Consider the following 14,433-nt stretch of genomic DNA (forward strand, 5'->3'; position numbering starts at 1 on the left):
TACTACTGCAGACCGATCGCAATAGCAATCATGATGAAAATAGTTCCCAAAACAAACAGGAATCCTTGCATCTTGATTTGGAACCTTGCCCATTTTGCCCATTCGATTCGAGCAACACCTAACACACCAATCAAGCTAGCTGATACGGGCGTAAAAGCATCCATGAAACCAGAACCAAGCTGATAAGCAAGAACTGCTACTTGTCTAGATACACCGACTAAATCTGCCAATGGAGCCATAATCGGCATGGTCAAAGCTGCTTGTCCTGAATTTGATGTAACAACTAAGTTGAACAAACTTTGGAAGATGTACATCGCCCAAGCGCCAATGACAGCTGGCACACCGGTCAATGCCGTCCCGATTCCATGCAAAATCGTATTCAAAGCTGAAGGAACAGACGCATCGGATCCACCTAAGACGAGAAGGATTCCTTTGGCCATCCCTACTACGATTGCTGTACCAGCTAAATCAGCTGCACCAGATTGGAAAGAAGAAGCGATGTCATTGACTTTCATTCCATCTAGTTTGAAAAGAACAGCAATGATTCCGGCAACTAATCCCATCACAAAGAATTGAGAAGCGATTTCGGGGATGTAATAGCCTTTTTGAGTCACGCCCCAAACGATCCAAACAAGAACAGCTAACATCTCTACTAAAATCAGTTTATGGCCAAGCATGAATTTTTTATTTTCATCAGATGTCTTTTTGATATGAGAACGAAAATAATCATCTGATTTGTAAGTCAACGAACTTTCCGGTTTTTTACGGATTTTTTCTGCATATATCATCATATATCCAGCTGCTAAGGCAGTAACAACTACCCACATAATCAATCGGAATGTCGCACCAGACAACACTGGGATTCCAGCAATCCCTTGAGCCACAGCTACGCTAAACGGACTCATCCAAGAGGTCGCATTTCCGACTTGAGATGCGACATAAGTCACGGTTACTGCTACGATCGAGTCATATCCTAAGGCAATGACGAATGGAACCATCACCATTGAGAATGGAATTACCTCTTCTGCCATCCCAAATGTAGCGCCCCCGAATGAAAAAGCAAAGAATAATAGCGGTAAAGCTAAACGCTCCAGTCCCTTCGTTTTACTGATAAACGCATAGATTCCTGCATCAATCGCTCCGGTACGCATAATAATACCAAAAGCACCTCCGACAACAAGGATCAATGCAGCAATTCCTACAGCAGATCCATATTTATCTCCAGATACTAGACCTTCAAAAACAAAATTTAAGAAGCCAAAGCCACCAAAATCGTCTGTTCCCCATATTTTGGCTGTTTTATGCAATTTTTTAGAAGTATCATAGATATTTTCGCCATACTCATCATAAAGAACATCATCTGTTAAGGAAATTTCATCTAGTTTTTCTTGCGTAAGATTTTTTTCTCCGTCAGCAATGACTTTTTCCAATCCTTTTTCAGGAACATCCAATTTTTCACGTTCTGCTGGATGGTCTTGCAGTTCTTCTAATTGATCAAATACATACGATTTATCCAGCTCGTAAGCATAACGGAAGGAATCTTGGCGTAAAACAGTACGAGTACTTGTTTCGCCATTCGCATCTTTATATTCAATGTCTTGCGTGCTGAACTTTCCTGCTGGTACGACAAAAGTCAGTATCCATGCAAAGATGACTACACCAAAAATAATGACATACGTATGCGGTGTCGATAATTTAGTGAAGTCACGTTTCGGTTTTCCTGAAGAATTTGTTTTCTTCAAATTTATTTCTTCCTTTCTTTTCTCAGTAATTTTGATGAATAAAAAATGGATAATCAAATGAATTATACAGTAAAAATGTCAATTCCACATGAATAATTTATTAGAAAATCACTTTTTTCTATTTTGCTTTTTTTCTCATATGTATGACTATTTTTTTCTTTTTCCATTTATATTGAGTATTTTATTTCTCTGTTTTTCCTTAAAATTCTTTTTTTATTTTTAGATTAGCGGAAATCCCGTCCTGATTTTTTCATTTTATAATCGTGAATAAATTGTATTTCATTGCAAAAAAACAAAAAATAATAATAAATATCCATCTCATATCTTTCATTTTTTGTATATTTTCTTTCTATTAGAAAAAGGAATATTCTTCGACAATTTTGTTATATCAGGTAAACTTCATTGCAATAATGATAACAAATGTACTATAATTACGTTGTAAAGAGTTTTGGGGAAGACTCTTTCATCAACGTGTATTAAGAGACAAGAAAGAATCCGAATGGATTCTTTCTTGTCTCTTTTTCCGCTATTTTTTTGTCTATCTAGCATTACATATTTTTGTAGCTCTTTTTTTCTCATTGTGAAACAACTTATAAAAATAACGCACTTTCGAAAAAAAAGGCTGACCTCTGGAGCTAAACAAACTTAAAATAACAAAAAAATAAAAAATGATCATTACTGCTCTTCTTTAAAAATCGTTTTCTTTGTTTCAAACACTCCATATTTACGTGGAACACCATTTTTTTAAAGAAAATTTGGTCATTATGTGGAAAACTATTTTCCTCTTATTTCCTGAACTAGCTGTTTTGCTGTAAAATACAAAACTTGTTGAAGCAAAAAGATCGTTGCAAGAGAGGCTGTTCCACAGATTGCTGGATCTAAATTCGGCAAAGTCAAGACTGCATCATGCAGATTGGCATGGTTATCCAAAACTAAATCAGCAAATTCAAATAATCTCAAACCACTGCTATGCTGGGACTTGATGCTTCGTGACAAATCAAACCCAGTAACAATGATCAAAGGATGTCCATTTTCTTTGATCCATTGAGCCAACTCAATGATTGCTGGATTTCTTCCTTCATTCGAAAGAAGAAGAAAAATGTCTTCTGGTTTGACAGAAAGCTCATCAATAATCGCTTGTCCTGCCCCTTCTAGCGTTTCATAGACACCTCCGGCTGGGTTCTCAATCAATATACTTGGCACAAGGTCCGGTGTTTGATCCCAAAATTCAAATGCTACACCACTTAGTGTGCGGCTAGCATATATCTGCAATCTGCCGCCTTGATTGATTTGTTTCGCAATCCAAGTTCCTGCTTGAACCATCAACGGCTCTTCTATCCTTAATTTCTCTTCCAATTGGTAATAATAGTCAAAATAACATAAACTCATTTTTCTCTCCCGCCTAGCTATACTTGACATGAATAGAAACAGCTGCCTAATCTAAGGAACTACATAAAAAACAGAAGATAAACAGTAACACATGCGGTCTTTGCTGTTTCAAACGCAAAAAAGGTATTGAACGAATACGCCCAATACCTTGACATAGCAAATAAAACAACGTGCAGACCATAGAAAATCTCTACATAGGGGTAGAATTTTCCCCTTAGATTAGGTACAATAAATAAGGTCGATGCACTGCATTGACTATGGCAAAATGATCGGTCAGGGTGTATGAGTGTGACTGGTCATTCCCTGATTCTTAGCGCCAACTAAGGGTCAGGGAGCCTTTTTTTATTCAGCTGTTTCTATCTGAACTCATTGTAAGTAATCTCTTATTCAAGTGCAAGTACGAAAATACAAAAAAACATTGGTATGATTTTTTTACAAATAAATAACATAAAAAAAGGAATGACTTGTCCCTATGTAGCAAGCATTCCTTTTTGAAAAGATTCTTTTAAATAAGTAAAAAAGTTTTTTTTCACCAATTAAATAAATCTCTCAACTCAATAATTTATCCATTCTTTTATCTTTTTTTGCGTATACATACTAAATATTACCGTCTTCTTCTCGCTCTTCTGCTTTGTTCTGGAGAATCTGTACTAGAAAAAGTAGCGGCATGTCTACCTTTTTTTCCGATCCGAGACTTTCTTTTCCTATAAGGAATATAAATGATCAGATACAATACAGCAAAAAATAAGGCAAATATGCAAGCTTCCCAACTACCTAACGCCAGTTCAATCATCAAGCTAGCAACTGCAACAGACGCTGCATACCAGATAAAAATCAGGAATCTTTCTTTTTTTCTGACCATTTTGAACATGATAAATAGACTAATGAGCAATAGCGGTAACACAAATACCCAGTTACTTCCTTCCATCAGCCACTTGAGTATATCAAGTAGCGACTGCGCAACAGCGACTAATTTTCCCATAGTGGACACACACCTTTTTTATAATTAAAAAAATTCGCCTTTTTATTCTACTATGAATCTTCTGGATTGGCTTTCATTTCTCTTATGTAATCATTTTCTTTTATGTAACTTAAAAAAAAATTAAACCATTAGCAGAAAATTTCCTAAATATATTCACGAAAGTCTTTTTTTATCTTTCATTTTTCCTCGTCTTCATTCACTTAACGTCAAAAAATAAAAACGACAGTTGCGCAAATGACGCACAAGCTGCCGCTTTAACACCCATTTGATTTTTATTCTCAGCAGGTCACTTATTTCCAGTTAATTTTCTGTTCTTAGCTCTTTGCCCAACTGGATAATATATGCGCTTAACGATGCACCGATTTCCGGATGATGAAGTCCATATTCAATATTTGTCTTCATATATCCTAGCTTATCGCCTACATCATATCTTTTTCCTTTAAATTCTCTCGCATAGACCGCTTCTGTTTGGTTAAGGGTCTGGAGCGCATCCGTTAGTTGTATCTCGTTCCCTGCTCCTGGTTCTTGAGTTGCTAATATCTCAAATATTTTGGGAGTCAGCAGATAACGTCCGATAATGGCTAAATTGCTTGGTGCTTTTCCAAGTTCAGGTTTTTCTACAAAACCATTTACTCTGCAACGTCCCTTTTCGTTATCCGTTTTAGGATCAATAATTCCATATTTAGAGGTTTCATTTTCTGGTACACGCATGACGGCAACAGCAGAAGATTGTGTTTCTTCATAATCCATCATCAATTGTTGAGTCAGTGGGATATCATCTTTCATCAAATCATCCCCGAGCATGACAACAAATGGTTCATTCCCTATGAATGCTTTTGCTTGAAGAACGGCATCCCCCAGTCCTCTTGGATGAGATTGACGGATGAAGTGAAGATTGACATGAGTCGTTTCTTCAACTAAAGCGAGTAGTTCTGTTTTTTCCTTTTCTCGCAAATTGTTTTCCAATTCGATATTTGCATCAAAATGATCTTCGATGGGTCTCTTTTCTTTTCCCGTTACGATCAAGATATCTTCAATTCCCGAATTCAATGCTTCTTCCACAATAAATTGGATCGTTGGCTTATCCACGATTGGAAGCATTTCTTTTGCCATGGCTTTTGTTGCCGGCAAAAAACGTGTACCTAGCCCAGCGGCAGGAATAACTGCTTTTTTGACCTTCACTTGCTGTTCCTCCTAAACGACGATTACCTGTTAATCATCTATTTAACGAAGAGAAAATTCATTCTCCATTTTTCCGTCACGTAGCATGATTTCTTTTGCGGCTTTTTTAATATCTTCTCCATTATACAAAACATTATAGATGGTTTGAGTAATTGGCATCTCAACACCTAGCTGTTGTGCTAGCTCGACTGCTGCTTTTGTCGTTGCCACACCTTCAACGACCATTCCCATGTTTTCCAAAACTTCTTCCAGTTTATGCCCTTGTCCTAGTAAGTTACCGGCACGCCAATTACGGGAATGAACACTTGTACAAGTAACAATCAAATCCCCAACGCCGCTCAAACCGATAAACGTCAGCGGATTGGCACCCATTGCTACACCAAGACGACTAATTTCTGCTAATCCGCGAGTCATGATTGCCGCTTTTGCATCGTCTCCGAACCCTAGCCCATGGATAGCACCGGCACCAATAGCAATGATATTTTTTAATGCTGCGCCAGTTTCTACACCAATCACATCATTATTTGTATAAATCCTGAAATAATCATTCATGAATAATTCTTGTACATAAGCAGCTGCTTTTTGATCAATACTTGCAGCTGTAATCGTTGTGATATCATGAACTGCTACTTCTTCCGCATGACTAGGGCCAGATAATACGACGATTGCCTGTCGTTTTTCTTCTGGAATTTCTTCAGCCAAAACTTCTGAGATTCGTTTATGCGTATCTTGTTCTAGGCCTTTACTTGCATGGATAATGACGGGCTTAGTATTCATTTTACCAATAAGTTCCTGAGCGACTGAACGGATCGCTTTTGTCGGAACGACAAACAAAATAGCATCTGCGTCATCCACTGCTTCTGCCAATTCTTTATATCCGATAATCGATTCTGGAATCGTCAAATCAGGTAAAAAATGTTGGTTTGTATGATACGTATTGATTTCGTCAATCTGTTCAGGTACATTTCCCCAAATACGGACATCATGCCCGTTTTCTGCCAATGTCTGTGCTAAAGCAGTGCCCCATGATCCAGGACCAAGAACTGCGATTTTTTGTTTCATGGATATTCCTCCAAATAAATAATTGATAATTTCCATTATAGTATACATTTCTTAAAGTTTGGACTAATTTCCATTGTTTTTAAGTGTTTGTTTAATTCTTTTATCGACTTTCACTTAAAATAATCTATTTAATGTTGCAATAGCGTACATTTTAATTTTTTTCTTTTTACACTTGTTATACTTTATTTGTCACTAAGAGAAAGGAGGTTTGACTATGTTTCCATTACCATTACCATTGGGAGGCTGGGAAGTTTCTCCTAACAACCCTTAATTGAAGCTACATACAAGAAGAGGCTGGGACAGAAGCGTTTAACTCTAAGAAATAAGAAGGAATTCACGAAAATTACTTTTCAAATTTTTGTGAATTTCAGCTTATTTCCGAAGGAGTTGCTTCTGCTTCCGCCGGTTATACGTGTTTAGAGCGTGAGACAAAAGTAAAGAACACTTTTGTCTCACGCTCTTTGTTTAAGTCAACACATGGTAGAAATTTTGATAACAGTCGTATCCTCCTTATTCCGAGTAAATGATGTGACATGCAGTTATACATCAGGCTTATCGTTTCTTGATACACAGTGTTCAATCAGCTCACCCTCGATATTAGATTAAAAAACGGCAAAATATGAAAAACTATTTTGCCGTTTTGTTTCTGTAATATTTAGGTCAAAATACTGATTCCACAACTGCTTGATATAAACGGTGTTACAGAAGTAGCCTCTATCACGACCTCATCATCAACTTATTTTTTTGCCATAAAGAGAAGGCCGTATCTGGTGCCCAATGTGCGGCTGCAATATGCGCTTGCACGCAACGATATTGAATACCATTATATGTGACTATGTCTCCTACTTGATAAAAAGTACCGACTGTCCAAGAATTTCCTTGGCCGTTCTCGTCTAGGGTTCTTGCCGTGACAGACTGGCTTAGTAAAGAAGCGCCTGTCTGATTGACTGCACGAACTTGATAGCGATACGCAGTAGAAGCTGTCAAATTTTGATCTTCAAATACAGCGGTTTGTGAGGTAGCGATCTTCTTGCCATCTCTGTATATTTCATAATAAAGTACTTCTTCCAATAAGCTGTTTTCTTGCCATACCAAACGAACTGTTGATTGTGTCACATGATTGATGCTCAACCCGTTTGGTATAGAAGGTGCTGGTAAAACTGCTGCTTCTTGAGCGCGAATGTTCAAATCATCAGAACGTGCAGAAATATTTCCTGATGTATCGACAGCTTCAATCGTATAAGAATAAGTCGTTTCTGGTTGTAAACCTGTATGTATATAATTCGTAGTGTTGCTTGTTCCTACTAATCGATTGTTTTCATAAATATTATAATGTGACACACGGACGTTATCTGTTGATTCAGTCCAAGACAATGTGACCGTCGTACTTGTTGCTGTTCCTCGAAGATTGGCCGGTTTAGAAGGTTTCTCTGTATCTGGTTCTTGTTCCTTAAATAGATTTTGATAAGCTTTCGCAAATGATTCATTATAAGAAATACCAGCTGAGTTTACCCCTTCGTCCCAGTTCACGCTCCAAGTCATCAAACCTTTTAAAGGTGTACGTTCTTTTTCCATTTGTTCGAATACTTGATAGACAACGGATGGATCTTGCACATAACCGTTGGCTGCCGCATCGTTATTTGCTGGAATCCCCAAAGCCAGACGATCTGCTGGTATCCGAATGTATCCACTCTCTCCGTTATGCAAGGCTTTTGACATACCATATAAGAAATCATATTTTCGACTGTCATTGTTCTGAGCAATCCATTCGTCGCCCACGCTTAATCCGTCGCCCGCCTGATTATATAGTTGTGGTGCAATAAAATCGTACTCATTTTCTAATGCAGTGATATATGGGACATAGCCTCCCGCTGTTCTCAAATAAGGGAATTCAGGTGCCATAGAAATAATAAAGTGTTTTCCTTGCTTTTTATAATGATCTCGCACGATTTTCAACGCTTCTGGAATCACTTGCTGGTTATCACCTGCCGTAATGGCGCTTTGTTCTAAATCAATGTCTAACCCATCAAATCCATAGGTTTCTACCAATCGAATCACTTCATCTGCAAATGCTTGTTCTTGCCCTCGATACAATTCGATATGGGAATCCGCTCCGCCTAGAGAAATGATAACTGAGCGTCCTTCTTCATTCAGGGCAGCCACTTTGCTTCTGAATTCTTCATCACTCATATTAAATGGCTCAAATGTAGGAATCCCTTCGCCTTTCATAAAAGATACTGCGATGACATTATAAAACGGATTGATCTTTCCTAAGTCTGTCTCTGCTGGTTTCCCACCTCTATATCCCGCACCTTGCTCTGGTACCCAATTATGATAATAACCAACAGCAATTTGCTTTTCTGAGATATCCGGCATCAATGCCGCAGAATCTTGTGCAGCATATATAGTTTGTCCACCTCCAGCGAAACAGCCGATTGCTGCCAATGACAGCCAAAAAATTTTTTTCATTCATCATACCTCCTAATATTTGATAACTATAGTTTATTTTAACAACGACTGTTTTTCATTTTTTGTATGTTATTACAACATAAATAAAAATTGCTTTTAAAGAATGAGCACTTTTTATCAAAAATAGTGCATAATTGACATTTTCGTCCTTAGATAACAGCCTTGTGTTATCTTATATTCATAAAAAACGTATGGAGGTAACTTACATGATAAAACATGCTTCTTTAATTCGAAAACTAAGAAAAGAACGTGGACTGACACAAGCTCAATTAACAGAGGGGCTTTCTCAGCGAGGGACATTAGCTGCTTTTGAATCTAGAGGAACAAAAATCAGTTTTGAATTGTTAGTGGATTACCTTGAACGGATGAATGTCACACTTGAAGAATATCAATTTTTGCTGAACAACAATACTCTTACAGGTAAACAAAAACTTTCTAATTACCTGATCACAACAAAATATTTAACAAAAGAGCAAGAGAATGAACTACTAAAAGAATATAAAAAAACTGGGAATATTTATTATCGCCTGCTATATACGCAACGTATACTAATTGATCAATATTTGGGAAACCGAAAACTCACTCGTTCGGAAACTTTGACAGAAGTTTCTATTATCAAAAAGTACTTGGAAGGTATCGATACATGGGGACACTATGAACTTTCTATTTTTTCCAATTGTTTATTTATATTCGATGACGAGTATATTTATCATTCTTTTCAGCGTAGTGTCACAAAAATGAAAGCATACGTCGATACTGCTCATTATTCCGAATTATTATCAAATTTTCTTTTGAACGGGATACATCTATCTTTTCATCGTTCTTCTGTTTTTCTTAGAAAACTATTTTTAGGAGAATGGAAAAAAGTAAGTGACCGTTATAAACATACGTTAGACTTAGCCCGTTACAAAGCATTCACTGCTTTAGCTCTATTAGCAGATGGCAATGAACGAGCACTAGAAGAAATTGACGAAGCAATCCATTTCTTTGAATGGCTAGGACTAGAGGAAGTGAAAGAAGAGATTATTGAATTGAGAGATTCTCTTTTGAAAAAAACTATACATAAAAATGATAAGGCTATTTATCAATAGTCATTCTTCTAGTTTTTTATTTTTGTTGCAATACCATACAAAAAAATAACATTCAGATAATACATTTTATACTATCTTATGAAAAGGAAACCCTTTCTTAAAATATTTTATCTAACTGGAGGAATCATCAAATGAAAAAAAGTACTTTATTGGGATTAGGAATGTTACTTGCTACAACAGGAATCGCCGCTTTGTCTTCTGTAGATGTCTCGGCTCATGGCTATGTTTCACAACCTATCAGCCGTGGCTATCAAGGTGCTCTAGATAGTAGGAATAATTGGCAAAGTGCTTTTGAAAAGTATGGTCGTATCATCAACGAACCCCAATCTTTAGAAGCACCAAAAGGATTCCCTTCGGCTGGACCTGCAAATGGTCGGATTGCTTCTGCTAATGGTGCAGTAGGTGACTTTGTTTTGGATAAACAAACAGCTACGTTATGGACAAAAAACAACTTAACTACTGGGGCAAACCGATTCACTTGGCATTTCACAGCTGACCACGCAACGACGAAATGGCACTATTACATGACTAAAAATGGTTGGAATCCAAATGCCCCATTGAATAGAAATGACCTGGAATTCATTGGTGAAGTAAATAATCGTGGCAATATGTCTAATACTAATCCGACTCATACAATCAATATTCCTAGCAATCGTCTGGGGTATCATGTCATTTTAGCAGTTTGGGATGTAGCTGACACAGATAACGCATTTTATAATGTGATCGATGTCAATGTTCAAAATCGTAATGCATTAACTGACTTGGAAAACAACTAAAAAATAAAGGGAGCAGTTGTCGCTGCTCTCTTTATTTTTTATATTCTTTTCATCCAATCGATCCTAATAATCAAACTGACGATAGTAGCGGCGTATCTCTAATGGATGACAATTCATCTGTTCGACATGTGCATCGATACGCTGTGTCACTGCATGCATCAATAAGAAAGACAACACACGTCCGCGATATTTTTCGCTGATACCTTCTACTGGATAGTCTTTTGTATCTATCAATGTATAATTACTACAAATTTTTGGCAAAAGTTTAGCTACACGTTCAGATAACACTCTCTGTTCATCTTCGCCTAAAAATAAAGTGACAGGGGTCGTTTCTTCAACGATCTCTAACGTCCCGTGAAGAAACTCGGCAGCATGGATAGATTTCGATGGGAGCCAGCTTTGTTCTTCCCAATAACACATGGCATATGAATAAACAGCTCCCCATTGATTCCCTGCTCCGATAAAATAATGCATGCTATCACGTCGATGCTTTTCTGCAAATGATAAGCCAAATGCATCTGCTTTTTTCTCTGCTTCAACTAACCCTGTTGGCAAATAATGTTCGAGCTGTTCATAGTACTCTGAGTAATCTTCGAATTCCCCATGCAAATACATCAATCGATCTGCTACCATAAAAAATTTGATTTGTTCTGTTCCGGGAGCTGGATAAGTAACCACAAAATCGCATAGTTGAGACAACTTACTCTCCGCTTTATCGATAAATCCAATCAGTGTCGCTCCTACTTTCTTGATTTCTTCTACTGCTTTCACTACTTCTTGGGTTGTCCCAGTAACAGAGGACACGACAACGATAGAATCTTTTGTTAATCTTTTGTTCCCAGTAGTGTAATATTCTGCAGCATGCTGTACAAAGACAGGCAAGTTGCTTTTCCCATTCATATAAGTGACAGCTTGCATCGAAGAAGCATACGTTCCACCGATTCCTAAATAATAGACAGCATCGAATTTTTTCGTATAAAGTTTATCGATGATTTTTTCTACTTGCGGACGTAAAGCTAGTGCCCCTTTTATTGCTTTGATTTGTTCTTCTTCATTGAATTTCAACATGATTTCCACCTCTTATAATTTACTTTTCAAGACTGTATCAAAGTCTTCAAAGATTTTTTTGTTCAAGTCGATTCCTTTAGCTGCTGCGATTTTATAAGCGAATAGTTGAAATGGAACGACAAGTGCTAATATAGACAGATATTCATTACATTCTATTGCTAATCCAAGTGTTTTTTCGTCTCTTGCTTTTTTTGTGGTAATTGTGAGAGTCTCTCCAACATACTGACTCATATATCTCCGCAACTTTTGTGAACGTTCCTTATTTTCATTGTCACCTTCAATAAAGAACAACAAATGGGAAGCATCAGCCTCTAGATATGGGCCATGCATGTAAGCTTCTAACTCAAATCCTTGTGACGGAACACGGATTGTTTCCGTCAATTTCGTTTCTGCTTCTTTCGCTGTTCCCCAGTTTGGACCATAACCAATAGTGATGAAGCGTTGTGTTAAACGAAACAAACTTTGATGTTCATCAAAAAATTCTTCCGTTTTTTGAATAATCACTGGTAAATGATTGATTATTTTGTGTAACTGTTGCATGTAGTTTTGTTCTATTTCTTTGCTGATATTATTTTTACTTATCCCAATTCCTAGCCCTAAGAGTAGTAACTGTAAGACAGTAGCAGAATAGCCTTTTGTAACGAAGCCAACTGTTTCTATCCCAGCACCTAAATCAATAATCTGTGTAGCTTCTAAAGCAAGTGGACTTTGTACGTCATTTGTGACAGCAATAATCGGTATTTCTTGTTTTTGGATCATTTTTACTGCTTCAACAGTAGAAGCACTTTTCCCACTTTGTGACACAGCAATCACAGTATCGATTGATGGAGAAAGTTTTCCATAATGAGCAAAATGAAAAGGTTCTTGAATATCGACAGTTAGCTCGCCATAAGATTCCAATGCCGGCTTCGCTGCTAAACAAGCGTTGTAAGAAGAACCCGTTGCTAGCATCAGCAGATTCGTTGTTTTTTTCATTTGTTTTCTTGTCGAAAAATCATTCTTTTTCAAGATCGTACTTAGTACTTCCTTTTCTTCATAAATATAATCTTGCATCGTAACCATTTTCTCTGCTCCTTTTCTAAAAAATCCCTATCCACGAACCAAAAATCCCAAAGAAAGCTAGTCCGATCAAAATCGTTAATGGTTTTACTTCTTTTTTCAATAGATAAAACACTACACCAAATGCACCCAGACATAAGATATTTGGGACAATATCATCAAAAATACTTTGAACAGTCACAGCATTTTCTCCTGAACCGATTTTTAAAGGAATATTGATGGTAATCATCGTGGCAGTCATTGCTCCGACGACCATCAACCCAATGATAGACGCGCCTAATGTCAAACTTTCCATCATCCCGTTTGCCTGAATCTTTTTCAAAAAACCCGTTCCTAAGCGATAACCCCAACCTGTTGCTAGATAGCGGAACAGAATGTGCGGAATATTGAAAATCAAAATGAACAAGATAGGTCCTAAAATATTTCCTTGCATGGCTAAAGAGGTGCCCACACCTGTGGCAATCAATCGCAAAGTTCCCCAAAAGAAAGAATCCCCTAACCCTGCAAGGGGTCCCATCAAAGATGTTTTGATACTGTCGATCGCGGTCACATCAAATTCAGGATCATCCTTATTTTCTTCCTCCATTGCAGCCGTGATCCCTAAAATCAATGTAACGATATGTGGGGTCGTGTTGAAAAACTCTAGATGCCGTTTCAAAGCTGCTGCCATTTCTTCTTTCGACTGATATAACTTTTTCAAAATCGGAATCATTGCGTAAACATAAGCCATATTCATCTGTCGTTCATAGTTCCAAGAAAACTCCATTTGAAAAGAACGCCAGAATACATGATTCAGTTCTTTTTTCGTTATTTTGCTATTTTTACTCTCAGAATTCTTCATCTTCTTCGACCTCCCCTACAGTGGTTTGAAGTGGCAGTTGACGGACATTCATGATATTGACTACCACAACGGCTAAAATTGCACCAAAAATAGCTACTCCGGTCACAGGAATCTTTAAGTAAGAAGCTATAGCGAAACCTAAGAAAAAGTATGGTGCAACTTGTTTGTTAATCAGCAAGCGAGCGAGCATCGCGAAACCAAGAGCTGGAATCAACCCTGTAGCTACTGACAAGCCATTCTGAACGAAGTCAGGAATCTTATTGAGTAGATTCCCGATCGTATTGCTTCCCACCATATACGAAACCATTACTACAACACCAAGCATCAAGGAAAGACCGAACCCGGCAAGCAAGTGCATATGCTCGACTCCTTTATAGTTTCCTTCTTCTGCATAACTGTCCGCTTTATGGTTCATAATTGGAATCAAAAGACCTAAGTAAATATTTTTCAATATCAATGTCAACGTAGCAATTGGTAAACCTAGTAAAAGTGCCGTTTCCGTACCAGCTCCAGCTGTGATAGCAAAAGCCGTGCCTAAAATTCCTCCGGTCACCACATCAGGGGGGATCGAAGCACCTACTGAGAATGATCCGATAAATGCTAACTCCAAAGTGGCGCCCATGATGATCCCAGTTTTTACATCACCCAACACGATTCCTGTAAACAGTCCCGTCACAATTGGACGAGAAAGCAGTGATGTCCCTAATGCATATTCTGATTGTGCGATAAATGCAACGATTCCTAATAAGACTGCTTGTACAATCATTGAGTT

General features: G+C 37.6%; 12 protein-coding genes. 2 read left to right on the plus strand and 10 right to left on the minus strand.

The window, feature by feature from the left end; genetic code table 11:
• Nucleotides 1–2: 2 nt before the first annotated feature.
• From yfcC to OZZ83_RS05170, 6 genes are all read right to left on the minus strand, one after another.
• The gene (yfcC, locus tag OZZ83_RS05145) at nucleotides 3–1,742 is read right to left on the minus strand and encodes a putative basic amino acid antiporter YfcC (RefSeq protein ID WP_002291032.1); all 1,740 of its coding nucleotides are present in this window, start codon (nucleotides 1,740–1,742) and stop codon (nucleotides 3–5) included.
• A 774-nt stretch (nucleotides 1,743–2,516) separates the two neighbouring features.
• The gene (locus OZZ83_RS05150; RefSeq protein WP_104835914.1) at nucleotides 2,517–3,131 is read right to left on the minus strand and encodes an SIS domain-containing protein; all 615 of its coding nucleotides are present in this window, start codon (nucleotides 3,129–3,131) and stop codon (nucleotides 2,517–2,519) included.
• A 604-nt stretch (nucleotides 3,132–3,735) separates the two neighbouring features.
• Nucleotides 3,736–4,113, minus strand: a complete 378-nt coding sequence (locus OZZ83_RS05155) for a hypothetical protein (protein WP_002291036.1) — start codon at nucleotides 4,111–4,113, stop codon at nucleotides 3,736–3,738.
• A 300-nt stretch (nucleotides 4,114–4,413) separates the two neighbouring features.
• Nucleotides 4,414–5,295 carry a UTP--glucose-1-phosphate uridylyltransferase GalU gene (galU, locus tag OZZ83_RS05160; RefSeq protein WP_002310162.1) on the minus strand — a complete coding sequence of 294 codons (882 nt, stop codon included), beginning with the start codon at nucleotides 5,293–5,295 and terminating at the stop codon, nucleotides 4,414–4,416.
• A 42-nt stretch (nucleotides 5,296–5,337) separates the two neighbouring features.
• Nucleotides 5,338–6,357 (minus strand): NAD(P)H-dependent glycerol-3-phosphate dehydrogenase, encoded by a 1,020-nt coding sequence (locus OZZ83_RS05165; protein WP_002291040.1) that lies wholly within the window; start codon nucleotides 6,355–6,357, stop codon nucleotides 5,338–5,340.
• Nucleotides 6,358–7,074: 717 nt separating this feature from the next.
• Entirely contained in the window at nucleotides 7,075–8,826 is a 1,752-nt protein-coding gene (locus OZZ83_RS05170; RefSeq protein ID WP_325066018.1) for a fibronectin type III domain-containing protein, read from the minus strand.
• Between the two features lie 206 nt (nucleotides 8,827–9,032).
• On the opposite strand from OZZ83_RS05170, the gene OZZ83_RS05175 reads away from it, so the two are divergent.
• Both OZZ83_RS05175 and OZZ83_RS05180 read left to right on the plus strand, forming a co-directional pair.
• The gene (locus OZZ83_RS05175; protein WP_002310160.1) at nucleotides 9,033–9,917 is read left to right on the plus strand and encodes an Rgg family transcriptional regulator; all 885 of its coding nucleotides are present in this window, start codon (nucleotides 9,033–9,035) and stop codon (nucleotides 9,915–9,917) included.
• A 131-nt stretch (nucleotides 9,918–10,048) separates the two neighbouring features.
• Nucleotides 10,049–10,693 (plus strand): lytic polysaccharide monooxygenase auxiliary activity family 9 protein, encoded by a 645-nt coding sequence (locus OZZ83_RS05180; RefSeq protein WP_002335193.1) that lies wholly within the window; start codon nucleotides 10,049–10,051, stop codon nucleotides 10,691–10,693.
• A gap of 63 nt (nucleotides 10,694–10,756) precedes the next feature.
• Here the strand turns inward: OZZ83_RS05180 and OZZ83_RS05185 are convergent, their stop codons facing one another.
• The 4 genes from OZZ83_RS05185 to OZZ83_RS05200 are packed head-to-tail and all read right to left on the minus strand — an operon-like array spanning nucleotide 10,757 to nucleotide 14,427.
• The gene (locus tag OZZ83_RS05185; RefSeq protein ID WP_002310158.1) at nucleotides 10,757–11,761 is read right to left on the minus strand and encodes an SIS domain-containing protein; all 1,005 of its coding nucleotides are present in this window, start codon (nucleotides 11,759–11,761) and stop codon (nucleotides 10,757–10,759) included.
• A gap of 12 nt (nucleotides 11,762–11,773) precedes the next feature.
• The gene (locus OZZ83_RS05190) at nucleotides 11,774–12,823 is read right to left on the minus strand and encodes an SIS domain-containing protein (RefSeq protein ID WP_002310157.1); all 1,050 of its coding nucleotides are present in this window, start codon (nucleotides 12,821–12,823) and stop codon (nucleotides 11,774–11,776) included.
• A 16-nt stretch (nucleotides 12,824–12,839) separates the two neighbouring features.
• Nucleotides 12,840–13,661 carry a PTS system mannose/fructose/sorbose family transporter subunit IID gene (locus OZZ83_RS05195; RefSeq protein WP_002291048.1) on the minus strand — a complete coding sequence of 274 codons (822 nt, stop codon included), beginning with the start codon at nucleotides 13,659–13,661 and terminating at the stop codon, nucleotides 12,840–12,842.
• A complete protein-coding gene (locus OZZ83_RS05200; RefSeq protein WP_002291049.1) occupies nucleotides 13,648–14,427 on the minus strand; it encodes a PTS mannose/fructose/sorbose/N-acetylgalactosamine transporter subunit IIC in 780 nt (259 codons plus the stop codon). The genes OZZ83_RS05195 and OZZ83_RS05200 overlap by 14 nt, the downstream gene beginning before the upstream one ends.
• Nucleotides 14,428–14,433: the final 6 nt, after the last annotated feature.

Origin of the sequence: Enterococcus sp. E5-162, assembly GCF_035725965.1 — a bacterium.
In the GTDB taxonomy this organism is placed as follows: domain Bacteria; phylum Bacillota; class Bacilli; order Lactobacillales; family Enterococcaceae; genus Enterococcus_B; species Enterococcus_B lactis.

What these genes read in the sequence shown, in the direction of transcription:
- OZZ83_RS05150 (WP_104835914.1), bottom strand. Translation starts at nt 3,131, where the DNA reads ATGAGTTTATGTTATTTTGACTATTATTACCAATTGGAAGAGAAATTA.
- OZZ83_RS05155 (WP_002291036.1), bottom strand. Translation starts at nt 4,113, where the DNA reads ATGGGAAAATTAGTCGCTGTTGCGCAGTCGCTACTTGATATACTCAAG.
- OZZ83_RS05165 (WP_002291040.1), bottom strand. Translation starts at nt 6,357, where the DNA reads ATGAAACAAAAAATCGCAGTTCTTGGTCCTGGATCATGGGGCACTGCT.
- OZZ83_RS05170 (WP_325066018.1), bottom strand. Translation starts at nt 8,826, where the DNA reads ATGAAAAAAATTTTTTGGCTGTCATTGGCAGCAATCGGCTGTTTCGCT.
- OZZ83_RS05175 (WP_002310160.1), top strand. Translation starts at nt 9,033, where the DNA reads ATGATAAAACATGCTTCTTTAATTCGAAAACTAAGAAAAGAACGTGGA.
- OZZ83_RS05180 (WP_002335193.1), top strand. Translation starts at nt 10,049, where the DNA reads ATGAAAAAAAGTACTTTATTGGGATTAGGAATGTTACTTGCTACAACA.
- OZZ83_RS05185 (WP_002310158.1), bottom strand. Translation starts at nt 11,761, where the DNA reads ATGTTGAAATTCAATGAAGAAGAACAAATCAAAGCAATAAAAGGGGCA.
- OZZ83_RS05190 (WP_002310157.1), bottom strand. Translation starts at nt 12,823, where the DNA reads ATGGTTACGATGCAAGATTATATTTATGAAGAAAAGGAAGTACTAAGT.
- OZZ83_RS05195 (WP_002291048.1), bottom strand. Translation starts at nt 13,661, where the DNA reads ATGAAGAATTCTGAGAGTAAAAATAGCAAAATAACGAAAAAAGAACTG.
- OZZ83_RS05200 (WP_002291049.1), bottom strand. Translation starts at nt 14,427, where the DNA reads ATGATTGTACAAGCAGTCTTATTAGGAATCGTTGCATTTATCGCACAA.